The organism is Streptomyces sp. NPDC017448, assembly GCF_044330565.1.
Taxonomy (GTDB): Bacteria; Actinomycetota; Actinomycetes; order Streptomycetales; family Streptomycetaceae; genus Streptomyces.
Genome location: NZ_JBIRLM010000003.1, coordinates 318,750 through 341,763 on the forward strand (window position 1 = coordinate 318,750; position 23,014 = coordinate 341,763).

Annotated in this window: 16 protein-coding genes; 14 read left to right on the forward strand and 2 right to left on the reverse strand. The window is 73.1% G+C overall.

The window, feature by feature from the left end; translation table 11 throughout:
* Window positions 1-99: 99 nt before the first annotated feature.
* Together ACH4K1_RS08750 and ACH4K1_RS08755 are read left to right on the forward strand one after the other, a co-directional pair.
* On the forward strand, window positions 100-594 hold the full coding sequence (locus ACH4K1_RS08750; protein ID WP_398087834.1) for a bifunctional DNA primase/polymerase: 495 nt from the start codon (window positions 100-102) through the stop codon (window positions 592-594).
* A gap of 69 nt (window positions 595-663) precedes the next feature.
* Window positions 664-2,487 (forward strand): chitinase, encoded by a 1,824-nt coding sequence (locus ACH4K1_RS08755; protein WP_398087836.1) that lies wholly within the window; start codon window positions 664-666, stop codon window positions 2,485-2,487.
* Here ACH4K1_RS08755 and ACH4K1_RS08760 read toward each other — a convergent pair.
* Window positions 2,438-3,286, reverse strand: coding sequence for a phosphatase PAP2 family protein (locus tag ACH4K1_RS08760; RefSeq protein ID WP_398087838.1), 849 nt, complete (start codon window positions 3,284-3,286; stop codon window positions 2,438-2,440). The genes ACH4K1_RS08755 and ACH4K1_RS08760 overlap by 50 nt on opposite strands.
* Before the next feature lie 148 nt (window positions 3,287-3,434).
* Window positions 3,435-4,775: a 4-aminobutyrate--2-oxoglutarate transaminase gene (gabT, locus tag ACH4K1_RS08765; RefSeq protein ID WP_398087839.1), complete on the reverse strand. Its 1,341-nt coding sequence runs from the start codon at window positions 4,773-4,775 to the stop codon at window positions 3,435-3,437.
* A gap of 234 nt (window positions 4,776-5,009) precedes the next feature.
* On the opposite strand from gabT, the gene ACH4K1_RS08770 reads away from it, so the two are divergent.
* The 12 genes from ACH4K1_RS08770 (at window position 5,010) to ACH4K1_RS08825 (ending at window position 23,011) form a co-directional block, all read left to right on the forward strand.
* Complete coding sequence (locus tag ACH4K1_RS08770) at window positions 5,010-7,394, forward strand: ATP/GTP-binding protein (RefSeq protein ID WP_398087841.1); 2,385 nt, start codon at window positions 5,010-5,012, stop codon at window positions 7,392-7,394.
* A gap of 248 nt (window positions 7,395-7,642) precedes the next feature.
* Entirely contained in the window at window positions 7,643-9,217 is a 1,575-nt protein-coding gene (locus ACH4K1_RS08775; RefSeq protein WP_398087843.1) for a PucR family transcriptional regulator, read from the forward strand.
* A gap of 55 nt (window positions 9,218-9,272) precedes the next feature.
* Entirely contained in the window at window positions 9,273-9,869 is a 597-nt protein-coding gene (locus ACH4K1_RS08780; RefSeq protein ID WP_398087845.1) for a TetR/AcrR family transcriptional regulator, read from the forward strand.
* A 196-nt stretch (window positions 9,870-10,065) separates the two neighbouring features.
* On the forward strand, window positions 10,066-11,415 hold the full coding sequence (locus ACH4K1_RS08785; protein ID WP_398087846.1) for an MFS transporter: 1,350 nt from the start codon (window positions 10,066-10,068) through the stop codon (window positions 11,413-11,415).
* Between the two features lie 88 nt (window positions 11,416-11,503).
* Window positions 11,504-12,949 carry an aldehyde dehydrogenase family protein gene (locus ACH4K1_RS08790; protein WP_398087848.1) on the forward strand — a complete coding sequence of 482 codons (1,446 nt, stop codon included), beginning with the start codon at window positions 11,504-11,506 and terminating at the stop codon, window positions 12,947-12,949.
* 365 nt (window positions 12,950-13,314) lie between these two features.
* Window positions 13,315-15,270 carry an acyl-CoA dehydrogenase family protein gene (locus ACH4K1_RS08795; RefSeq protein ID WP_398087850.1) on the forward strand — a complete coding sequence of 652 codons (1,956 nt, stop codon included), beginning with the start codon at window positions 13,315-13,317 and terminating at the stop codon, window positions 15,268-15,270.
* Between the two features lie 223 nt (window positions 15,271-15,493).
* The gene (gene dxr / locus ACH4K1_RS08800; RefSeq protein WP_398087852.1) at window positions 15,494-16,747 is read left to right on the forward strand and encodes a 1-deoxy-D-xylulose-5-phosphate reductoisomerase; all 1,254 of its coding nucleotides are present in this window, start codon (window positions 15,494-15,496) and stop codon (window positions 16,745-16,747) included.
* Entirely contained in the window at window positions 16,744-18,054 is a 1,311-nt protein-coding gene (locus ACH4K1_RS08805) for a M50 family metallopeptidase (protein ID WP_398087853.1), read from the forward strand. Before dxr ends, ACH4K1_RS08805 begins: the two co-directional genes overlap by 4 nt.
* A gap of 181 nt (window positions 18,055-18,235) precedes the next feature.
* On the forward strand, window positions 18,236-19,390 hold the full coding sequence (gene ispG / locus ACH4K1_RS08810) for a flavodoxin-dependent (E)-4-hydroxy-3-methylbut-2-enyl-diphosphate synthase (protein WP_398087855.1): 1,155 nt from the start codon (window positions 18,236-18,238) through the stop codon (window positions 19,388-19,390).
* A gap of 226 nt (window positions 19,391-19,616) precedes the next feature.
* Entirely contained in the window at window positions 19,617-20,462 is an 846-nt protein-coding gene (locus ACH4K1_RS08815; protein ID WP_228995053.1) for a GNAT family N-acetyltransferase, read from the forward strand.
* A gap of 209 nt (window positions 20,463-20,671) precedes the next feature.
* Window positions 20,672-21,271, forward strand: coding sequence for a GNAT family N-acetyltransferase (locus tag ACH4K1_RS08820; RefSeq protein ID WP_228995052.1), 600 nt, complete (start codon window positions 20,672-20,674; stop codon window positions 21,269-21,271).
* Window positions 21,272-21,307: 36 nt separating this feature from the next.
* Window positions 21,308-23,011 carry a proline--tRNA ligase gene (locus ACH4K1_RS08825; protein WP_398087857.1) on the forward strand — a complete coding sequence of 568 codons (1,704 nt, stop codon included), beginning with the start codon at window positions 21,308-21,310 and terminating at the stop codon, window positions 23,009-23,011.
* Window positions 23,012-23,014 lie beyond the last annotated feature (3 nt).

Here is a 23,014-nt window from a genome sequence, read left to right on the forward strand (position 1 = left end):
GGTGGGGCCGATCCGCGTCACCGCCGGCCCCGAATCCCCTCTCGTACGCAGACGCACCGGCGGAGCCCCGCCGGTGCCCACAGTCGCGGGAGGCGGACCATGGCAGGGCCGGAAACGAAAGCGGCGGTCGAGTGGCTCGCTTCGGCGGCGCCGGACCCCGGCGCCTGCCGGTGGGAGTGGGAGCGCCACCCGCAAGGGATCGCGCTCCTTCCCGCCGGCAGGCGCTGGGACGTCCTGGTCCTCCCGGGCGAGCTGGGGCGTCCGACGCTCGGCGTCCTCGCCCGCCTCCGCGCCCGCCCCGGCCCCGTGCTCACCGGCCACGGGGGGTCCCGCACGGGCTTCTTCGTCCCGCCGGGCACCGCCTCCCGCTGGGTCGGCACCGGCGTCCGGGTCTGCGGCCGGGGCGCCTGGATCGTTGTGCCGCACCCGGGCCGGCCCGCCGGGGGCGTGCGCTGGCTGATCCCGCCGGACGGGTCGGGAACCCTCACCGACGCCGGGCTCCTCGAACTCGCGATGCACGAAGCGGCGGGCGCCGCCGCCCAGGAAGCCCGCGAGCGGCGTGCGGAGGGCCGGGCCGACTGTCAGAGGTCTTGACAACCTCATTGGTCTGGACCATGTTGTGCGCACGCCACACCCCCCATTTCCCCCCGCGCGGAGGCTGTTGTGGAACGCACCGGACCGACCGTGAGATTCTCCCGACTCCTGGCCGCCTGCTCGGCCGGCCTGATCGCCGCCGGGGCCCTGGTCGCCACGGCCCCGGCGGCCGGCGCCGCCGACACGGACCTGGCGCGCAACGGCGGCTTCGAAGCCGGCCTGGACGGCTGGACCTGCTCCAACTCCAGCGGGGCGGCGGTCACCGCGCCCAAGCGCTCCGGAGCCTCCGCGCTCAAGGCCGTCCCGGCCGGCAGCGACCACGCCAAGTGCTCCCAGAGCGTCAGCGTGAAGCCCGACTCCACGTACACGCTGAGCGCCTGGGTGCAAGGCGGCTACGTCTACCTCGGCGCGTCCGGCACCGGCACCACCGACGTCTCCACCTGGACCCAGTCCCCGGGCACGTGGAAGCAGCTCACCACCACCTTCAGGACCGGCCCGTCCACCACCTCCGTGAGCGTGTACACCCACGGCTGGTACGGCGCCCCCGCCTACTACGCCGACGACCTCACCCTCGTCGGCCCCGGCGGCGACCCCGTGGTGGTCCCGGCCGTCCCCGCCGGCCTCAAGCAGACCGCGACCACCTCCACCTCCGTCGCCCTCTCCTGGAACGCGGTCTCCGGCGCGAGCGGCTACCACGTCTACCGCGACGGTACGAAGGTGGCCACGGCGTCCGGCCCCTCCGCCACCGTGACCGGCCTGACGCCCTCCACCGCGTACAGCTTCCAGGTCACCGCCGCCAACGCGGCCGGCGAGTCCGCGAAGTCGGCGGCGCTCAGCGTGACCACCACCGCGGGCGGCGGGGGCGGCGGCGCCGGGCTCCCGCGCCGCGCCCTCGTCGGCTACCTGCACTCCAGCTTCGCCAACGGCTCCGGCTACACGCGGATGGCGGACGTGCCCGACTCCTGGGACGTCGTCAACCTCGCCTTCGGCGAACCCACCTCCGTCACCTCCGGCGACATCCGCTTCTCGCTCTGTCCGGCCGCCGAGTGCCCGAACGTGGAGTCCGAGGCCGAGTTCAAGGCGGCGATCAAGGCCAAGCAGGCCGCGGGCAAGAAGGTGCTGATCTCGATCGGCGGTCAGAACGGCCAGGTCCAGCTCAACTCCACCGCCGCCCGGGACGCCTTCGTCGCCTCGGTCTCGAAGATCATCGACACCTACGGCCTCGACGGCCTCGACATCGACTTCGAGGGCCACTCCCTCTCGCTGAACACCGGCGACACCGACTTCCGCAACCCGACCTCGCCGGTGATCGTCCACCTGATCTCCGCCTTGAAGACGCTCAAGGCGAAGTACGGCTCCGACTTCGTCCTCACGATGGCGCCGGAGACCTTCTTCGTCCAACTCGGCTACCAGTTCTACGGCTCGGGCCCCTGGGGCGGCCAGGACCCGCGCGCCGGAGCGTACCTGCCGGTCATCCACGCCCTGCGCGACGACCTGACCCTGCTGCACGTCCAGGACTACAACTCGGGCCCGATCATGGGGCTGGACAACCAGTACCACTCGATGGGCGGCGCGGACTTCCACATCGCGATGACCGACATGCTGCTCGCCGGCTTCCCGGTGGCGGGCGACGCCACCAAGGTCTTCCCGGGCCTGCGCCCCGACCAGGTCGCCATCGGTCTTCCGGCCTCCACCCAGGCGGGCAACGGCCACACCTCACCGGCCGAGGTCAACAAGGCGCTCGACTGCCTCACCAAGAAGACCGGCTGCGGTTCCTACCAGACCCGCGGGACCTGGTCCGACCTGCGCGGCCTGATGACCTGGTCCATCAACTGGGACCGCTTCAACGGCTGGGAGTTCTCGAAGAACTTCGACGCCTACTTCGGCAACTGACCCACCCCAGGGGCGCCAGCACCAACGGCCCCAGCCACCAACTGGCCAGCACGTCCAGCGGCCAGTGGTAGCCGTGCAGCACCAGACCGACGCCCGTCGCCGTGGTCAGCAGGATCGCGGCGACGGGCGTCATCCACGCCCGCGGCCAGGAGGCGTTTCGCAGCCACGCCGGGCGGGGGAGGGCCAGCAGCACCAGGGCCGAGGCCCCGTACGCCACGGCGGCCGTCGCCGTATGGCCGGACGGGTAGTAGTTGACCGCCTCGGTCAGCGGCCCCTGCCGGGCGGTCGCCACCTTCAGCGGGATCACCAGCGCGGGCACCGCGGCCATGGTCAGGGCCGCGCAGACGGCGAGCCCGAGGGCGCGGCGCCACAGGGCGTACCCGAGCACGCAGGCCAGCACGGGGAGCGCCACCGGCATCCCGCCGAGGTCGGAGAGGAACTGGGTCAGGGCCGCGGGCCCGCGCCCGAACAGCGCCGCCCCCACGCGCTCGTCCAGCCGCAGGAGCGGGCCCTCGACGACGACCTGCCAGGTGATCAGCGCGAAGAGGAGCGCGAGGAGGCCGAGGACGCCGGAGACGAGAGGGGCCGGCCACCCGGGAACAGGGGGGGTTGTTCCGGGATGGCCGGCGGGATCGGTTCGCCGCGCGCCCCGGGGGGTGTGGGGCGGGCGGCCGTCCGATCGGTGAGGAGTCCCGGAGCCGTCGGCTCCGGCATGCGCGAACGCATGCTCCGGGCGGTGCCGGGGAAGCCCCGGCCCGGAGTCGGCCGAGGTCTCCCGCGGCCGAGGTGTTTCTCTCATCTGCAGAAACCGTACGGCAGTGAGAGGGCGGCCGACAGCCGCCACCGCCACCCGCCATCGCCCCCGCACACGTTCTTCACAGGCTTCACCCGGACGGCGGGCGGGAGCGGTGGAAGACCGCCGGCCGCCCGCCCGCGAGTTCGAGGAATCAGAGCGTGCCGAACGCCTGCTCGATGATGTCGAGGCCCTCGTTCAGCAGGTCCTCGCCGATCACCAGCGGCGGCAGGAAGCGCAGGACGTTGCCGTACGTGCCGCAGGTGAGGACGAGCAGCCCCTCGGCGTGGCAGGCCTTCGCGAGCGCACCCGCCGCCTCCGGGTTCGGGTCCTTCGTGCCGGACTTCACCAGCTCGATCGCGATCATCGCGCCGCGCCCGCGGATGTCCCCGATGACGTCGCCGTTGGGCAGCTTGGCCCGCATCTCGGCGAGGCGGCCCTTCATGACCTCCTCGATCCGCTTGGCCTTCGCGTTCAGGTCCAGCTCGCGCATCGTCTCGATGGCCCCGAGGGCGCCGGCGCAGGCGACCGGGTTGCCGCCGTACGTACCGCCCAGGCCGCCGGCGTGCGCCGCGTCCATGATCTCGGCGCGCCCGGTGACGGCGGAGAGCGGCAGCCCGCCCGCGATGCCCTTGGCGGTGGTGATCAGGTCCGGGACGATGCCCTCGTCCTCACAGGCGAACCACTGGCCGGTGCGGCAGAAGCCGGACTGGATCTCGTCCGCGACGAACACGATGCCGTTCTCCTTGGCGAACTGCGCGATCGCCGGGAGGAAGCCCTTGGCGGGCTCGATGAAACCGCCCTCGCCGAGCACCGGCTCGATGATGATCGCGGCGACGTTCTCCGCCCCGATCTGCTTGGTGATCTCGTCGATGGCCTGCGCGGACGCCTCGGCCCCGGCGTTCTCCGCACCGGTCGGCCAGCGGTAGCCGTAGGCGACCGGGACGCGGTAGACCTCGGGCGCGAACGGGCCGAACCCCTGCTTGTACGGCATGTTCTTCGCCGTCATGCCCATGGTGAGGTTGGTGCGGCCGTGGTAGCCGTGGTCGAAGACGACGACGGCGGTGCGCTTGGTGTGGGCGCGGGCGATCTTCACCGCGTTCTCGACGGCCTCGGCGCCCGAGTTGAACAGGGCGGACTTCTTCGGGTGGTCGCCCGGCGTCAGCTCGGCGAGCTGCTCGCAGACCTCGACGTACCCCTCGTACGGCGTGACCATGAAACAGGTGTGGGTGAACTCCGCGAGCTGGGCGGAAGCCCGCCGCACGACGGCCTCGGCGGACGCGCCCACGGAGGTCACGGCGATCCCGGACCCGAAGTCGATCAGGCGGTTGCCGTCCACGTCCTCGATGATCCCGCCGCCCGCGCGGGCGGTGAACACCGGCAGCGTGGAGCCCACACCTGCGGCGACGGCCGCGGTACGCCGGGCCTGCAGCTCGACGGACTTCGGGCCGGGGATGGCAGTGACGACGCGGCGCTCCTGCGGGATTGCGGTCATGAGGGGCTCCTGGGGGATGTTTCGGACGCTCTTGTTTTCTGCAGGCTAGGGGCGGGGGAGGGGTGCGGGCATGCTCCGATCGGGAGTGGTGGGGGGTGTGTCCTTGTCCTTGGCGGACAGGAGGCCGAGCGGGAGCGGTCCGGGAACCGGGAACGACCATGAGGCGGCGGACCCGGGTACTAGATTGAGCGCTGCACCGAGATACCGCCTCGGCACATCAGGGGAGCAGTGGCCATGGGTACGGAGGGCACGTACGACTCGCAGCGTGAACGGGGCGGGCAGGGTGCGGGCGACACCGGTGCGCGGTGGCTCGGCCACCCCCACGGGAACGACGCCGGTGCCGCTCGGGTGCCCCGGCCCGCCCCGCCGCCGCCCCCCATGCCTCCGGCGCCGCCCCGGGCGCCCGCGGCGGTCTTCGACGTACGGGCCTGGCTCCGGACGCATCGGGCCGACGCCGAGCCGGGGCTCTGGCGGTACGGGCACCGGCCCAGGGCGGTCGCGGAAGCCGACGAGGTGCCCACACGCGCCCTGGTCGTGGGCGCGCTGGTCGCCCTCGCCTGCGGGATTTTCGCGTGGGCGGTCTGGCGCACCGACTACCTCACGGTGCAGCGGCTCCCCCTGAAACTGTTCACCCCCTCCGACTGGTGGCGCGGCGAGCCCGGTCAGTCCGCGCGTACGGCCGGCGCCGTGTACAACAGCCTCTTCGCGGCCCTGCTGATCTACTTCTGCGGACGCCTCGGCAACTGGCCGGCGCTGTACCGAAGGCTCGTCATGGACCGCCCCCAGCCCGGCAGGGCGCTCGCCGCCGGGCTCACAGGCCTCGTGATGGTGTGGATCGTCCTGGGGACGAGCCTGCTTCCGTTCTTCTACGCCATCCTCCACGGGCTGGTGCCCGTCTCCGTGGTCCGGGGCGCTCCGGAGATGGGGGTCGCCATCTACGTCGTGATCGGAGCCGCTCTGCTGTGGCCGTTCGCCCGGACGGGCGGATGGTCACAGCTCTTGCGGAAGTCCGACCCCCCCGTTCCCCTCCCCGAAGCCGGGCCCGAGTCGGATGAGGACCCCGCCGACTGGCCGCGTCTGCGAGCGGCGGGGCAGCCCGGGGCCGCCGACCGGCTTGCCGCCGAAACCGCCGGCCGGCGCATGAACGATGTCGACTGCGTCAGGATCGGCCACGCCTGGTCGAGGGTGGAGGTCGGCACCCTCTCTCCCGGCGTCTTCGTCGACGGCGTGATGAAGCAGGGCGCGGCGGCCTGCCCGCACCCCTCGGGCGACCGGGACCTCCCGGTGCGCACGGCCACCCACGACCTGTTGACCGCACAGGTGAGGGTGGGCGCCTACGCGGAGCATCCGCGCAACCCCCCCGCCCGGCGGGGCGCGGGAGCGGCACTCGACCCCGCGGTCCTCGGCACCTCGCTCCTGGCCGTCGGCCCCCACGGCTCCGACCGGACGCGCCGCCTGGTGCGGCCGGTGGCGGAGTCGCTCTCCCTCCAGGCACTGACCGGAAACGCGGCCGTGGTGGTCGTCTCCGGCGAAGGCGCCGAACTGGGGTCCGAGAACTCCTACGACGTCGTGGTGAGGATCGGCGACGCGGACTCCGTGTACGACCTCGACCTGTACGCCGGGGCCACCGACCCGGACGAGGCCGCGATGCTCCTGGCGGAGGCTTTCACCGGTGACCTGCCGGACGTGGACAGCCGACGGGCCGCTGTCACGCTGGGGCAGCTGATCGGCCCCTTCGACGCCGTCCACGGACGCTTTCCGTCGCTGCCGGAACTCCGAGAGCTCCTCGACGGCGGTCGTGAGGCGCTGGACGTGCTCCGCCGCGCCCTCCACTCGGAGCAGCACCGCCCCTATCTGCGGGAGATCGACGCCCGCGAACGCCAACTCGGCACGTCCGGGGACCTCAGCGGGGTGCTCGCGGACCGGATCGCCTTCCTCGACAGGCCCGCTTTCAGCACGTTCTTCGACACCCGGGGCCGGTCACGGCCCTTCTCCCTGCGGGCCCTGGAACATCCGGTCCGGATCCGGATCGTGCTGCCGGAGCGGAGCCACCCGGAGGCGTCGCGCATTCTCACCCGGCTCGTCTTCGCGCAGTTCGTCTCCAGCGTCGCCGCGCGCCGCGACGCGTCGATCTTCGCCGCACTCGTGCTCGACGACGCCGCAAGCGCGTTGACCACCGAAGCCGTCCGGTCGGTGCAGCGCCTGCGGCAGCTGAACGCCGGAGCCGTCCTGGCGGTGAGGTCCCTGGACGATGTGGGGCCGCACCTGCACACCGCGCTGCTCGGCACGGTCGGCTGCCTGATGACGTTCCCCGGCATCACCACCTGGGAAGGCAAACGCGTCGCCGAAGCCTGGGGCAAGGAGTGGGTCGAGACCCGCGAGGTCGCCCAGCACACCGTCTTCGCCGACCAGCCGTTCACCCGCGCGATGCACGCGCTGCGCAAGCTCGTCACCGGGAAGGACGTCACCAGGCACGCGGTGACCGTACGGCAGGTGGAGCGGGAGCGGTGGTCGGGCTCCGAGCTGGCCTACAGCGTCCCGGCCGGCCACGCCGTCCTCTCCCTCACCACCGTCCACGGCGAACACGCCCCCCCGCTCCTCGTCCACCTCGACGGCTGAGCGGCGGTGCACCGGGGCGCGGTGCACCGGGGTGACGGAGGGCGGCGCGACCGGGCGGGGGCCGGGAGGCCTCGGGGCGGGGGCGCGCGGTTCCGGGGACTCTGCCGCCCTGGCAGAATCGGAGACGGCCGTTCATACGCGACGGCGCAATCCGGTGTCACCGATCCGCTCGGCGATCCGGCCGGTGGTCCGGCCGGGCCGCGGGCCGGGTCGCGGCGCCCCGTCCCCGATCCGAGGGTGTTCCGCCCATGCCCCCCACGCTCGCCTCGCTCGTCCAGCACCCGGCGCTCAAGCTCGTCGTGCGGGCGGGCGCGGACCGGCTCGGCACGCCCGTGCGGTGGGCCCACGCCAGTGAGCTGGCCGACCCCGTCCCGTACATGGACGGCGGCGAACTCCTCCTCGTGACCGCCACCAACCTCGACGCCGAGAACGCCGAGTCCATGCGGCGCTACGTGCGACGGCTGGAGGGGGCCGGGGTCGCCGGTGTGGGGTTCGCGGTCGGGGTGAATTACGAGGACGTCCCGGCCGCCCTGGTCGAGGCCGCCGAGGAGGCCGGGCTGCCGCTCCTCGAAGTGCCCCGCCGCACCCCGTTCCTCGCCATCAGCAAGGCCGTCTCCGCCGCCATCGCCGCCGACCAGTACCGCGCGGTCACCGCCGGCTTCGAGGCCCAGCGCGAACTGACGAAGGCCGCGCTCGCGGGGGACGGGCCCACCGGCCTCCTCGCCCGGCTCGCCGCCCACGTCGACGGCTGGGCCGCCCTGTACGACGCCTCCGGCGCGGTCCTCGCCGCCGCCCCCGACTGGGCCGCCCGCCGTGCCGCCCGCCTCACCCCCGACGTCGAACGCCTCCGCGGCCGCCCCGCCCCCGCCAGCGTCGTCGTCGGCGGCAGCGACGACCGGGTCGAGCTCCAGTCCCTCGGCACCGGCAGACGGGCCCGCGGCGCGCTGGCCGTCGGCACCGGGGCCGCCCTGGGCACCGCCGAGCGGTACGCCGTGAACTCCGCCGTCGCCCTCCTCACCCTGACCACCGCCCGCTCCCGTGCCCTCCACGGCGCCGAGCAGCGCCTGGGCGCCGCCGTCCTGCGCATGCTGCTCGCCGGGCAGCCCGACCACGCCCGCGCCGTCGCCGGGGACCTCTACGGCGACCTGCTCGACACCCCGTTCCGGCTGCTCATCGCCGAGGCCGCCGCCCCCGCGGGGGCCGAGGCGCTCACCGAGACGATGGAGGCCGCCGCCGCCCGCACCGGAGAAGCGCTGCTTCTGGTCCCGGAGGCCGAGCGCATCCTCGTCCTGGCGGCCGACGGGGGCGCCGCCGTCGCCGCCTGCGCCGCCTACGCCGCGGCCCAGGACGACCGCGCCCCGCGTGAGGGCGGCGCCGACGACGGCGACGTCGTGGTGGGGCTCTCCGCCCCCGCTGGCCCGGTCGCCGTCTCCGCCGCGTACAAGCAGGCCGAACAGGCCCTTTCGGTCGCCCGCCGCCGCGGCAGGGCGCTGGTCGAGCACGAGGAGCTGGCGACCGGCTCGGTGCTGCCGCTGCTCGCCGACGACGCGGTACGGGCCTTCGCCGACGGCATGCTCCGCGCGCTGCGCGAGCACGACGCCAAGGGGCGCGGCGACCTCGTGGCCTCCCTGCGCGCCTGGCTCTCCCGCCACGGCCAGTGGGACGCCGCGGCCGCCGATCTCGGAGTGCACCGGCACACCCTGCGCTACCGGATGCGCCGGGTGGAGGAGATCCTGGGCCGCTCGCTGGACGACCCGGACGCCCGCATGGAGCTGTGGCTCGCCCTCAAGGCGACCGAGGCGGCGGTCCCCGGCGAAGGGTGAGCTGTCGCCCCGGCACCGTATTGCATCGACCAGTACAAAACCGTAGGGTGCCGTCATGGCCCGACCGCGACAGTTCGACGAGGAACAGGCCCTGGACGCCGCGATGCGCACCTTCTGGGAGTACGGCTATGAGGCCGCCTCCACCCAGGACCTGTGCGACGCGACGGGGCTGGGGCGAAGCAGCATCTACAACGCCTTCCGCAGCAAGCGCGAGCTGTTCGCGCGCTCGCTCGCGCGCTACCTGGACGCCATGGCCGACGCCCAGGACGCCGTGCTCGACGACGCGTCGCGCTCTCCGGGCGAGCGGGTGCGCGCCCTGTTCGACAAGATCGTGGCCGACGAGTTCGACCACCGCCCCGACGGGCGCAGCCTGGGGTGCCTGGGGGTCAATTCCACGGTCGAGCTGGCGGCCCGCGACCCGGAGGTCGCCCGCCTCCTGGACCGGGACGCCGCCCGCAGGCTGCGGAGCCTGTCCGGCGTCCTCGCCGCCGGTCTGCGCGACGGCTCCATCACCTCCGTGCGGGGCCCCGACGCTCTCGCCCGGTACCTCAACGCGGTCATCGGCGGCATGCGGATCGCCGCCCAGGGCGGGGCCGACCGGGCGGCCGTCCGGTCCGTCGCCGACGTCGCGCTGGACGCCTTGACCCGCTGAGCGCTGTTCCCGCCCGCCCGGCCACCCGCTTGTCCGTCCGTCCGCCTTCCCGTCTGACTGTCTGACCGCCTGTCCGCCTTCCCGCCTGACCGCCTGTCCGCCCTGTCGGGTCTCCGCCGACCGGGCCGGGGCGGGCTGTTCGTGCCCTAATTTTGAACTGATCAATACAAAACCTCACTCCAGGGAGAACCCGCCCGTGCCGCGTGCTGTCCATGTTCTGGCCTTCGGCATCTTCGCCATGGTCACCAGTGAATTCGTCGTCGCCGGACTGATGCCGCAGATGGCCGAGGGGCTGAACGTCACCGTCCCGCAGATCGGCTACCTGATCACCGTCTTCGCCCTCTCCATGGCGTTCGGCGGCCCGCTGCTCTCCGTCGCCCTGCTGCGGCTCCCGCCCAAGACCGCGCTGATGGTCCTCTTCCCGCTCTTCCTGGCCGGCAACGTGCTCGCCGCCACCGCGTCCGGCTACCCGGCCATGGTGGTCGCCCGCGTGGTCACCGGGGTCGCCTCGCAGGCGTTCTTCGGCGTCGCGATCTCGCTCGGCTCCCAGCTCACCCGCCCCGAACAGCGCGGCCGGGCCATGGCGGTCGTCCTCAACGGCCTGATGCTCGGCACCCTGCTCGGGCTCCCGCTGGCCACGCTGACCGGTGAGCGGTACGGCTGGCGGGCCGCGTTCTGGGCCATCTCCGCGCTGACGGCGGCCGCCGCACTGTGCACCGCGGTCGGCGTGCGCCGGACGGACCGGCCGGAGGGCAGCGGCACCTTCCGCTCCGAACTGACGGTCTTCCGCGCTCCCCGCCTCTGGCTCACCCTGCTGACCAGCACCCTGGTCATCGGCGCCACCTTCTCCGCCTTCAGCTATCTCAACCCGATCCTCACCGGCGTCACCGGCTTCTCCCCGGGAGCCGTCCCGCTGCTCCTCCTCGCGTACGGCGCCGCCACCGTCGTCGGCAACACCGTCGTCGGCCGGCTCGCGGACCGGCACACCCTTCCCGTCCTGATCGGCGGCCTGTCCCTGAACGCGGTGTTCCTCGCCGGATTCGCCCTGCTGGCCGGGGTGGAGGTCTGGGCGGTCCTCTGCATGCTGGGCGTCGGCCTCGTCGGGGTCACCATGAACCCGGCCCTGGCCACCCGGGTGCAGCGGACCGGCAACGCCCGACCGCTCGTCAACACCGTCCACAGCTCCTTCATCACCCTCGGCGTGGTCCTCGGCTCCGCGCTGGGCGGCCTGGGTCTCGAACGGTTCGGTCCCCGAGCCCCCCTCTGGCTGGGCGCGGCCCTCGCGGCGGCCGGTCTGCTCACCCTCGTACCGGATCTGCTCCGGCGCGAGGAGAGGCCCGGGACGGCCGGACCGCACGGCCCTTCCGTCCACGGCGGCGCCCCCCTCCACGGCGGCGCCCCCGTCCACGGCGGCGCCCCCCTCCTCGGCGGCCCTCCCGCCGCCGGCAACCCTCCCGCCTTCGGTGACGGCTCCGCTCCTGCTCGCCCTTCCGCCAATTCGGAGCACCCCGGCCCCGCTCCGCTCCACGCCGGACAAACGCCCTGACCGTCTCATCGCCCTACCGTGGGACGACGGCGGGAGCCCCCGGGCGCCCGCCACCCCCCGTCACGACCTCCGAAGGGCCGGAACCTCCATGACTTCGCCCCACGCCTTCTGGGTGGCCGGCCGCCGGGCCACCGGTGCCGACAGCTTCGACGTCACCAACCCGTACGACGGACGCCTCGTCGGCACCGTCAGCGTGCCGACCGACGCCCAGGTCGAGGAGGCCGTCGCCGCCGCCCACGCGGTGCGCGACGAGTTCGCCGCCACCCCGGCGCACGTCCGGGCCGCCGCGCTCGACCACGTCGTACGGCGGCTGGGGGAGCGCACCGAGGAGATCGCCCAGCTGATCTCGGCGGAGAACGGCAAGCCGATCAAGTGGGCCCGCGGCGAGGTCGGCCGGGCCGTGTCCGTGTTCCGGTTCGCCGCCGAGGAGGCCCGCCGCTTCAACGGCGGCGAGGCCCAGCGGCTCGACACCGACCTCGGCGGCACCGGTCGGCTCGGGCTGACCCGGCGCTTCCCGCGCGGGGCCGTCCTCGGCATCGCGCCCTTCAACTTCCCGCTGAACCTCAGCGCCCACAAGGTCGCCCCGGCCATCGCCGTCGGCGCCCCGATCATCCTCAAGCCGGCCCCGGCCACCCCGATCTCCTCGCTGATCCTGGGCGAGCTGCTGGCCGAGACCGACCTGCCGGCCGGTTCCTGGTCCGTGCTGACCGTCCCGAACGACAGGATGCCCGCCCTCGTGCAGGACGAGCGGCTGCCGGTCATCTCCTTCACCGGCTCGGGCCCCGTCGGCTACGCGATCATGGAGTCGGTGCCCCGCAAGCACTGCACCCTGGAGCTGGGCGGCAACGGCGCGGCGGTCGTCCTCGGCGACTACGCCTCCGACGAGGACCTCGACTGGGCGGCCACCCGGATCGCCACCTTCTCCAACTACCAGGGCGGCCAGTCCTGCATCTCGGTGCAGCGCGTCATCGCCGACGCCTCGGTCTACGACCGGCTCGTCCCGAAGATCGTCGCCGCCGTCGAGGCCCTGGCCACCGGCGACCCGGCGGACGCCGCCACCGACGTCGGCCCCCTCGTCAGCGAGGACGCCGCGAAGCGCGTCGAGTCCTGGGTGGACGAGGCCGTCCAGGGCGGCGCGGAGCTGCTCACCGGCGGCAAGCGCGACGGGGCCACCTACGCCCCGACCATCCTCGCCTCCCTCCCCGACGACGCGACGCTCTCCTGCGAAGAGGTCTTCGGACCGGTCATGTCCCTCCAGAAGGTCGACGGAGAGGACGAGGCGTTCGCCGCCGTCAACTCCTCCAAGTACGGCCTCCAGGCAGGTGTGTTCACCCACGACCTCCAGACCGCCTTCCGCGCCCACCGCGCCCTGGAGGTCGGCGGCGTGATCATCGGCGACGTCCCCTCCTACCGCGCCGACCAGATGCCGTACGGCGGCGCCAAGCAGTCCGGCGTCGGCCGCGAGGGCGTGCGCTACGCCATGGACGACTACACCTACGAGCGCGTGCTGGTCCTCACCGGCCTCGCCTTGTAACCCCCCGGACGGCCCTGCCCGCGCCCCCGCCTGGACAGCGGGTGCGGGCGGGGTGTGCGACGGACGGCCCGAACCCACTGTGCGGGGGTTCGGGCCGTCCGCGCGTCCACGGCGGGCGGAGCGCGGAGCGGTGACGACGGCCCGGGACCGCCCGTGCCCGCAGGCCCGGCCGGGCCGCCGCGAGCGGTGAGGGGGCGGGGCTCGCACGCCCCCTCCGCTCGCTTCGCGCGGACCTCGTGCGGGTGCCGAACCGCGGGTACACGGGTTACATACGGACCAGGAGCAGCCACCAGCAGCAGCGACGAGCAGTCCGTGCGCCCAGGTGCCCATCAGCCCCGGCGGCGCGCGGCGAGGCGAGGTCCCCCATGTCCGCACCGCACAACACGCCTCAGGTCCCCAAGGCGCCCAAGGTCACCGAGCACGAGGCGCGCCGCGTCGCCGAGGCCGCCCGCGAGCAGGACTGGCACAAGCCCAGCTTCGCCAAGGAGCTGTTCCTCGGGCGCTTCCGGCTCGACCTGATTCACCCGCACCCCCTGCCGCCGCCCGACGACATCCGGCGCGGCGAGGAGTTCCTGGCGCGGCTGCGCACCTTCTGCGAGACGCACGTCGACGGCGCGCTGATCGAGCGCGAGGCGCGGATCCCCGACGAGGTGATCGACGGGCTCAAGCGGCTCGGCGCGCTCGGGATGAAGATCGAGACCAGGTACGGCGGCCTCGGCCTCACCCAGGTGTACTACAACAAGGCGCTCGCCCTGGCCGGCTCCGCCAGCCCCGCGATCGGCGCGCTGCTCTCCGCGCACCAGTCGATCGGCGTACCGCAGCCCCTGAAGATCTTCGGCACCCGGGAGCAGAAGGAGGTCTACCTGCCCCGGCTGGCCACCACCGACATCTCCGCCTTCCTGCTGACCGAGCCGGACGTCGGCTCCGACCCGGCCCGCCTCGCCACCACCGCGGTGCCCGACGGGCCGGACTACGTCCTGGACGGGGTGAAGCTCTGGACCACCAACGGCGTCGTCGCCGACCTCCTGGTCGTCATGGCCCGCGTCCCCGCCTCCGAGGGCCACCCCGGCGGCATCACCGCGTTCGTCGTCGAGGCCGACGCCCCCGGGGTGACCGTGGAGCACCGCAACGCCTTCATGGGGCTGCGCGGCATCGAGAACGGCGTCACCCGCTTCCACGGCGTCCGGGTTCCCGGAGCCTGCCGGATCGGGCCGGAGGGGGCCGGGCTGAAGATCGCCCTGACCACCCTCAACACCGGCCGCCTCTCGCTGCCAGCGATGTGCGTGGGCGTCGGCAAGTGGTCCCTGAAGATCGCCCGCGAATGGTCCGGCGTACGCGAGCAATGGGGCAGACCCGTCGCGCGGCATGAGGCGGTCGGTTCGAAGATCTCGTTCATCGCGGCCACCACCTTCGCCCTGGAGGCCGTCGTCGACCTCTCCTCGCAGATGGCCGACGAGGACCGCAACGACATCCGCATCGAGGCCGCCCTCGCCAAGCTGTACGGCTCCGAGATGGGCTGGCTCATCTCCGACGAACTGGTCCAGATCCGCGGCGGCCGGGGCTTCGAGACCGCCGACTCGTTGGCCGCCCGCGGCGAACGCGCCGTACCCGCCGAGCAGATGCTCCGCGACATGCGGATCAACCGGATCTTCGAGGGCTCCACCGAGATCATGCACCTGCTGATCGCCCGCGAGGCCGTCGACGCCCACCTGAAGGTCGCAGGCGACCTCATCGACCCCGACAAGCCGCTCTCCGCCAAGGCGAGGGCGGGGGCGGACGCCGCCGCGTTCTACGCCCGCTGGCTGCCCGGACTCGCCCTCGGGCCGGGTCACCTTCCGCGTACGTACGCGGAGTTCCACCCCGCCGGGCACCGCGACCTCTCCCGCCACCTCCGGTACGTCGAACGGTCCTCCCGCAAGCTCGCCCGGTCCACGTTCTACGCCATGTCCCGCTGGCAGGGCCGGATGGAGTCCAAACAGGGCTTCCTCGGCCGGATCGTCGACATCGGCGCGGAGCTCTTCGCGATGAGCGCCGCCTGCGTCCGCGCCGAGCACCTGCGCGGGGCGGGGGAGCACGGCCGCGAGGCGTACCAGCTCGCGGACGCCTTCTGCCACCAGGCCCGCCTCCGGGTCGAGGAGCTGTTCACCCGGCTGTGGTCCAACACCGACGCCCTCGACCGGCGCGTGGTCGAGGGTGCCCTGTCCGGGACGTACACCTGGCTGGAGGAGGGGGTCATCGACCCCAGCGGCGAAGGCCCCTGGATCGCGGACGCCTCCCCCGGCCCCTCCGCACGGGAGAACCGGCACCGGCCGGTCCGCTAACGACGGGCCGACGGGGACCGCGAGTCCGCGGGCCCGGCGCCGGGCCCCGGAGGGCGGGGGATTCCGACCCGCCCCCGCCCCCGGCCCCCGTCCCCGGCCCCCGTCCCCGGCCCACGGCCCCCGGCCCGTCCCGCCCCCGGTCCACGGCCCGCCCCGCCCCCGATCCACGGCCCGCCGGGACGCGCTGTCCTCCTGCACAGCGGGAGCGGCAACAATAGGGGGCATGAGCGACAGCCCCGCCCCCCTCGCCGATCCGCATCTCGTCTTCGACGCCGCGGACGGCCGCCGGGATCTCGTGATCCTCGGCTCCACCGGGTCCATCGGCACCCAGGCCATCGACCTGGTCCTGCGCAACCCCGACCGCTTCCGGGTCACGGCGCTCTCGGCCGCCGGCGGCCGGGTCGCCCTCCTCGCCGAACAGGCCCACCGCCTCCGGGTGAACACGGTGGCCGTCGCCGCCGAGGACGCGGTCCCCGCCCTGCGCACCGCGCTGCGGGACCGGTACGGGGCCGGGGAACCGCTCCCCGAGATCCTGGCCGGCCCCGACGCGGCCACCGCCCTCGCGGCGAGCGAGTGCCACACCGTGCTCAACGGCATCACCGGCTCCATCGGGCTCGCCCCGACCCTCGCCGCGCTGAAGGCGGGCCGCACGCTCGCCCTCGCCAACAAGGAGTCGCTGATCGTCGGCGGGCCGCTGGTGAAGGCGCTCGCCGCCCCCGGCCAGATCATCCCGGTCGACTCCGAGCACGCCGCGCTCTTCCAGGCGCTCGCCGCGGGCGCCCGCGGCGACGTCCGCAAGCTCGTCGTCACCGCCTCCGGCGGGCCCTTCCGGGGCCGTACGCGCGAGGAGTTGGCCGACGTCACCCGCGAGCAGGCCCTCGCCCACCCCACCTGGGCGATGGGACCGGTCATCACCATCAACTCCGCGACCCTGGTCAACAAGGGGCTGGAGGTCATCGAGGCGCACCTCCTCTACGACATCCCGTTCGACCGGATCGAGGTCGTCGTCCACCCGCAGTCCTACGTCCACTCGATGGTGGAGTTCAGCGACGGCTCCACGCTGGCCCAGGCCACCCCGCCGGACATGCGCGGCCCCATCGCCATCGGCCTCGGCTGGCCCGAGCGCGTCCCGGACGCCGCTCCGGCCTTCGACTGGACGAAGGCGTCCAGCTGGGAGTTCTTCCCTCTGGACACCGACGCCTTCCCGTCCGTCGGGCTCGCCCGGCACGTCGGCGGGCTCGGCGGCACGGCCCCGGCCGTCTTCAACGCGGCGAACGAGGAGTGCGTCGACGCGTTCCTCGCCGGACGGCTGCCGTTCAACGGCATCATGGACACGGTCACCGCCGTGGTGTCCGAACACGGCGCCCCCGCCCAGGGAACCCCGCTCACCGTCGCGGACGTCCTCGAAGCGGAAACGTGGGCCCGCGCACGGGCCCGGGAACTCTCGGCGAAAGCGACAGCGGAGGCGCACGCATGAGTCTGACCTCGATCCTGCTGACGGTCCTGGGCATCGCCGTCTTCGTCGTGGGCCTGCTCTTCTCCATCGCCTGGCACGAGCTGGGCCACCTCTCCACCGCCAAGATGTTCGGCGTCCGGGTTCCGCAGTACATGGTCGGCTTCGGCCCGACGCTCTGGTCGAAGAAGAGGGGCGACACCGAGTACGGCATCAAGGCCATCCCGGCAGGCGGTTACATCCGCATGATCGGGATGTTCCCGCCAGGGCCCGACGGCCGCCTCGAAGCCCGCTCCACCTCCCCGTGGCGCGGCATGATCGAGGACGCCCGCTCCGCCGCCTACGAGGAGCTGGAGCCGGGCGACGAGAAGCGGCTCTTCTACACGCGCAAGCCGTGGAAGCGCGTCATCGTGATGTTCGCCGGCCCCTTCATGAACCTGGTCCTCGCCGTCGCCATCTTCATGGGCGTCGCGATGACCTTCGGCTTCCAGACCCAGACCACCGAGGTCGCCGGCGTCCAGAAGTGCGTGATCTCCCAGAGCGAGAAGCGCCAGACCTGCGCGGCCGGCGACGACGTCTCGCCCGCCAAGGCCGCCGGCCTCCGGGAGGGTGACAGGATCGTGGCCTTCGCCGGCACGGAGGTCGACGACTGGGCGACGCTCTCGGACCGCATCCGCGAGACGATCGGCCCCGCCACCATCGTCGTCGAACGCGACGGCGAGGAGGTCACGCTCAACGCGGTCCTGCGCGAGAACGAGGTCGCCAAGAAGGACGACAGGGGAGAGGTGATCCCGGAGGAGTTCGTCAAGGCGGGCTACCTCGGCTTCGCCGCGCGGACCGAGATCGTGCCGCTCTCCTTCGGCGACTCCGTCGTCCGCATGGGCGACATGATCGAGAACGGCGTCGACTCGATCATCGCCCTGCCGTCCAAGATCCCCGCCCTGTGGGACGCGGCCTTCAGCAACGGCGAACGGGCCGACGACTCGCCGGTCGGCGTGGTCGGCGCCGCCCGGATCGGCGGCGAGGTGATGAACCTGGACATCCCCGCGCAGAACCAGGTCGCGATGATGCTGTTCCTGCTCGCGGGCTTCAACCTCTCGCTGTTCCTGTTCAACATGCTCCCGCTGCTCCCGCTGGACGGGGGGCACATCGCGGGCGCGCTCTGGGAGTCGCTGCGGCGCAACGTGGCCAAGGTCTTCCGGCGCCCCGACCCGGGACCGTTCGACGTGGCCCGGCTGATGCCGGTCGCCTACGTGGTCGCCGGACTCTTCATCTGCTTCACGCTGCTGGTCCTGGTGGCCGACATCGTGAACCCCGTCAAGATCACCTGACGGGTCCTCCCGTCCCGGGCGCCCCACCGGTGCCGGCCGGGCGCACGCACCGTGTCCGGCCGCTCACCCAGGGGTGGACATGTCGACACGGTGCGTCCGTCCTGCCGTCGGTGCCGTAACCTCGAAGGCCGGAGCCCGCCGATCTCGGGACCTCGATCCACACCTTGGGGATGCACAGCGCATGACTGCGATTTCTCTCGGAATGCCGGCCGTTCCGACCAAGCTCGCCGACCGAAGGGTCAGCCGACAGATCCAGGTCGGCTCGGTCGCGGTCGGCGGCGACGCGCCCGTGTCCGTGCAGTCGATGACGACGACGCGTACGTCGGACATCGGCGCCACGCTCCAGCAGATCGCCGAGCTGACGGCGTCCGGCTGCCAGATCGTCCGGGTCGCCTGCCCGACCCAGGACGACGCCGACGCGCTGGCCACCATCGCCAAGAAGTCGCAGATCCCGGTGATCGCCGACATCCACTTCCAGCCGAAGTACGTCTTCGCCGCGATCGACGCGGGCTGCGCCGCCGTCCGGGTCAACCCGGGCAACATCAAGCAGTTCGACGACAAGGTCAAGGAGATCGCGAAGGCGGCCGGCGAGACCCGCACCCCGATCCGGATCGGCGTCAACGCCGGCTCCCTGGACGCGCGGCTCCTCAAGAAGTACGGCAAGGCCACCCCCGAAGCCCTGGTCGAGTCCGCCCTGTGGGAGGCGTCCCTCTTCGAGGAGCACGGCTTCGGCGACATCAAGATCTCGGTCAAGCACAACGACCCGGTCGTCATGGTCAACGCCTACCGCCAGCTCGCCGCCCAGAGCGACTACCCGCTGCACCTCGGCGTCACCGAGGCCGGGCCGGCCTTCCAGGGCACCATCAAGTCGGCCGTCGCCTTCGGCGCCCTCCTCTCCGAGGGCATCGGCGACACCATCCGCGTCTCCCTCTCGGCCCCGCCCGCCGAGGAGGTCAAGGTCGGCCTCCAGATCCTGGAGGCGCTGAACCTCAAGCAGCGCCGCCTGGAGATCGTCTCCTGCCCGTCCTGCGGCCGCGCCCAGGTCGACGTCTACAAGCTCGCCGACCAGGTCAGCGCCGGCCTGGAGGGCATGGAGGTCCCGCTCCGCGTCGCGGTCATGGGCTGCGTCGTCAACGGCCCCGGCGAGGCCCGCGAGGCCGACCTCGGCGTCGCCTCCGGCAACGGCAAGGGCCAGATCTTCGTGAAGGGCGAGGTCATCAAGACCGTCCCCGAGTCGAAGATCGTCGAGACCCTCATCGAAGAGGCCATGAAGATCGCCGAGCAGATGGAGAAGGACGGCGTCATGTCCGGCGAGCCGCAGGTCTCCATCAGCTGAGCCCGCGCCTCTCGGCCTGCCCCGTTGTTCCGCTTCCGCCGCCCCGCCGGGCCCCGTGCCCGGCGGGGCGGCGGCGTACCCGTACCGCCCGGCCGGGCGGAGGCGTCCGCGCACGGCGCGGCGGGGCGGCGCCGTCCCGGAGAGCCGGCCTCCGGACTCGGGCGGCGTTCGAGAGCCTTCTCGGTTACAGTGCGGAAATCAGCAGACCGTATGGTGAGGCCCCCTCGTGTTGACGCAGACCACCACCCGGGTCCTCGAACCCAGCGACCTCGGCGCCGCACTCGCCGTCCTGGAGAGCGAGCCCGTGGCCAATGCCTTCGTCACGTCCCGCGTGCAGGTCGCGGGGCTCGACCCCTGGCGCCTCGGCGGCGAGATGTGGGGCTGGTACGCCGACGGCATGCTCCGCTCCCTGTGCTACTCCGGCGCCAACCTCGTCCCCATCTGCGCCGGTCCCGAAGCCGTCCGCGCCTTCGCCGACCGCGCCCGCCGGGCCGGCCGCCGTTGCTCCTCCATCGTCGGCCCCGCCGAACCCACCACCCAGCTGTGGCGGCTCCTCGAACCGAGCTGGGGCCCCGCCCGCGAGGTCCGCGCCAACCAGCCCCTCATGGTCACCGAGAGCCTTTCCGCCGACATCACGCCCGACCCGCTCGTCCGCCGCATCCGCAAGGACGAGATGGAGGTCCTGATGCCGGCCTGCGTGGCGATGTTCACCGAGGAGGTCGGCGTCTCCCCGCTCGCCGGGGACGGCGGACTCCTCTACCAGGCCCGCGTCGCCGAACTCATCGGCGCCGGCCGTTCGTTCGCCCGCATCGAGGACGGCAAGGTCGTCTTCAAGGCGGAGATCGGCGCGGCCACCCCCCAGGCGTGCCAGATCCAGGGGGTCTGGGTCGCTCCCGAACACCGCGGCAGGGGCCTCTCGGAGACCGGCATGGCGGCCGTCCTGCGCTACGCCCTGGCCGACGTCGCCCCCGTCGTCAGCCTGTACGTGAACGACTACAACACCCCCGCCCGCAAGGCGTACCACCGCGTCGGCTTCCGCGAGACCGGCGCGTTCATGAGCGTCCTGTTCTGACCCGGCCCCGCCCCGCACCACCCCCGCCCCGCACCACCCCCGCCCCGCACCACCCCCGCCCCGCCCCCACCCTGCACTCCCCCCCCGTACCGCCCGGGCCCCGCACCGCCCCGTTCCGGGCGCGGCCCCATGCCGACCGCCCCCTGCCGGGGCCCGTCCCGGCCCGCCGTGCCGCCCGCCCCGGCCGCCCCGGCCAGTAGGGTTCCCGCATGGCAGCCCCCGGAGAAGGCCCCGCACACCCCCCCGCCCGGATCGGCCCCGTCGACCTGGCCGCCCGCGTCGACGAAGCCCTGCTCGTCCAGGCGGCGGCCTTCGGACTCGGGCAGGACGAGATCGACGTACGCCGCCACATCGTCCTCAGACACCTGGAGCACCCCCGCGCCCGCGCCCTCGGCGCCCTCGCACCGGACGGACGGCTCGTCGGGTTCGTCTACGGGCTGCCCAACGACCGCGCCCAGTGGTGGTCCACCGTCGTCGAGCCCTACCTGCGGGCCACCGGCTCCGACGGCTGGCTCGACGACTCCTTCGTCATCACCGAGCTCCACGTCCACCCCGACCACCAGCGGCACGGCCTCGGACGCTCCCTGATCACCGCCGTCACCGACGCCGTCGACCAGCCCCGCTCGATCCTCTCCGCGATCGACAAGGACAGCCCGGCCCGGGCCCTGTACCGCTCCCTCGGCTACCGCGACCTCGCCCGCCGGGTCCTCTTCCCGAGCGCCCCGCAGCCGTACGCGGTCATGGGAGCGCCCCTCCCGCTGCTGCGCCCGGGGCGAATGGATTTCCGCCCGCCCGCACCGCCCGGTTAACCTCGGGCTCACCACCCTTGCGAGCAGGAGTTCACCATGGCCCAGGTCCAGCGCATGTCCCGATTGATGGTCAAGACACTGCGCGACGACCCGGCGGACGCCGAGACGCTCAGCCACAAGCTGCTGGTCCGCGCCGGGTACGTGCGCCGCAACGCGGCCGGCATCTGGTCCTGGCTGCCGCTCGGCAAGAAGGTCCTGGACAACATCTCCACCGTCGTGCGCGAGGAGATGGACGCCATCGGCGCCCAGGAGGTCCTGCTGCCCGCCCTGCTGCCCAAGGAGCCCTACGAGGCGTCCGGCCGCTGGGAGGAGTACGGCGACCTGCTCTTCCGCCTCCAGGACCGCAAGGGCGGCGACTACCTCCTCGGCCCGACCCACGAGGAGATCTTCACCCAGACCGTCAAGGACCAGTGCACGTCCTACAAGGACCTGCCGGTGATGCTCTACCAGATCCAGACGAAGTACCGCGACGAGGCCCGCCCCCGCTCCGGTGTGCTGCGCGGCCGCGAGTTCCAGATGAAGGACTCGTACAGCTTCGACACCACCGACGAGGGCCTGGCGCACTCCTACGCGCTGCACCGGGCCGCGTACATCAAGATCTTCGAGCGGCTCGGCCTGGACCACCGCGTCGTCTCCGCCGTCTCCGGCGCGATGGGCGGCTCCGCCTCCGAGGAGTTCCTCGCCCCCGCCGCCGCCGGCGAGGACACCTTCGCGGACTGCCCGAACTGCGACTACGCCGCCAACACCGAGGCCGTGACCTTCGCGCTCGCCCCGGTCGACGGCTCGGCGCACGGCGCGGTCGAGGAGCTGGACACCCCCGACACCCCGACCATCGAGACGCTCGCCGCGCACCTGGGCGTCCCCGCCTCCGCCACCCTGAAGAACCTGCTGGTCAAGGTGGACGGCGAGATCGTCGCCGTGGGCGTCCCCGGCCACCGCGAGGTCGACCTCGGCAAGCTGGGCGAGCACCTGGCGCCCGCCGTCGTCGAGCTGGTCACCGCCGAGGACTTCCTCGGCCGCGACGACCTCGTACGCGGGTACGTCGGCCCCCAGGGCCTGGAGAAGGTCCGCTACCTCGCCGACCCCCGCGTGGCCCCCGGCACCTCCTGGATCACCGGGGCCAACAAGGAGGGCAAGCACGCGAAGAACGTCGTCGCCGGCCGTGACTTCGAGGTCGACGCCTACGTGGACGTCGTCGTGGTCGAGGAGGGCGACCCCTGTCCCGCGTGCGGCACCGGCCTCACCCTGGACCGCGCCATCGAGATCGGCCACATCTTCCAGCTCGGCCGCAAGTACGCCGACACCTTCCAGCTCGACGTCCTCGGCCAGCAGGGCAAGCCCGTCCGGGTCACGATGGGCTCGTACGGCATCGGCGTCTCCCGCGCGGTGGCCGCCCTCGCCGAGCAGACCGCCGACGACAAGGGCCTGTGCTGGCCCCGCGAGGTCGCCCCGGCCGACGTCCACGTCGTCGCGGCGGGCAAGGCCCTCCAGACCGAGCTGGCCCTGGAGGTCTCGGAGAAGCTGGGCGAGGCGGGCCTGCGCGTCCTGGTCGACGACCGCCCCGGCGTCTCGCCCGGGGTGAAGTTCACCGACTCCGAGCTGATCGGCGTGCCCAAGATCCTGGTCGCCGGCCGCCGCTCCGCCGACGGCGTCCTGGAGCTGAAGGACCGCCGCACCGGCGAGCGCGAGGAGCTGACCGTCGACGAGGCCATCGCCCGCCTGACGGCCGACCTGGCCTGACCA

What these genes read in the sequence shown, in the direction of transcription:
- ACH4K1_RS08750 (WP_398087834.1), top strand. Translation starts at nt 100, where the DNA reads ATGGCAGGGCCGGAAACGAAAGCGGCGGTCGAGTGGCTCGCTTCGGCG.
- ACH4K1_RS08760 (WP_398087838.1), bottom strand. Translation starts at nt 3,286, where the DNA reads ATGAGAGAAACACCTCGGCCGCGGGAGACCTCGGCCGACTCCGGGCCG.
- gabT (WP_398087839.1), bottom strand. Translation starts at nt 4,775, where the DNA reads ATGACCGCAATCCCGCAGGAGCGCCGCGTCGTCACTGCCATCCCCGGC.
- ACH4K1_RS08770 (WP_398087841.1), top strand. Translation starts at nt 5,010, where the DNA reads ATGGGTACGGAGGGCACGTACGACTCGCAGCGTGAACGGGGCGGGCAG.
- ACH4K1_RS08775 (WP_398087843.1), top strand. Translation starts at nt 7,643, where the DNA reads ATGCCCCCCACGCTCGCCTCGCTCGTCCAGCACCCGGCGCTCAAGCTC.
- ACH4K1_RS08780 (WP_398087845.1), top strand. Translation starts at nt 9,273, where the DNA reads ATGGCCCGACCGCGACAGTTCGACGAGGAACAGGCCCTGGACGCCGCG.
- ACH4K1_RS08790 (WP_398087848.1), top strand. Translation starts at nt 11,504, where the DNA reads ATGACTTCGCCCCACGCCTTCTGGGTGGCCGGCCGCCGGGCCACCGGT.
- ACH4K1_RS08795 (WP_398087850.1), top strand. Translation starts at nt 13,315, where the DNA reads ATGTCCGCACCGCACAACACGCCTCAGGTCCCCAAGGCGCCCAAGGTC.
- dxr (WP_398087852.1), top strand. Translation starts at nt 15,494, where the DNA reads ATGAGCGACAGCCCCGCCCCCCTCGCCGATCCGCATCTCGTCTTCGAC.
- ACH4K1_RS08805 (WP_398087853.1), top strand. Translation starts at nt 16,744, where the DNA reads ATGAGTCTGACCTCGATCCTGCTGACGGTCCTGGGCATCGCCGTCTTC.
- ispG (WP_398087855.1), top strand. Translation starts at nt 18,236, where the DNA reads ATGACTGCGATTTCTCTCGGAATGCCGGCCGTTCCGACCAAGCTCGCC.
- ACH4K1_RS08820 (WP_228995052.1), top strand. Translation starts at nt 20,672, where the DNA reads ATGGCAGCCCCCGGAGAAGGCCCCGCACACCCCCCCGCCCGGATCGGC.
- ACH4K1_RS08825 (WP_398087857.1), top strand. Translation starts at nt 21,308, where the DNA reads ATGGCCCAGGTCCAGCGCATGTCCCGATTGATGGTCAAGACACTGCGC.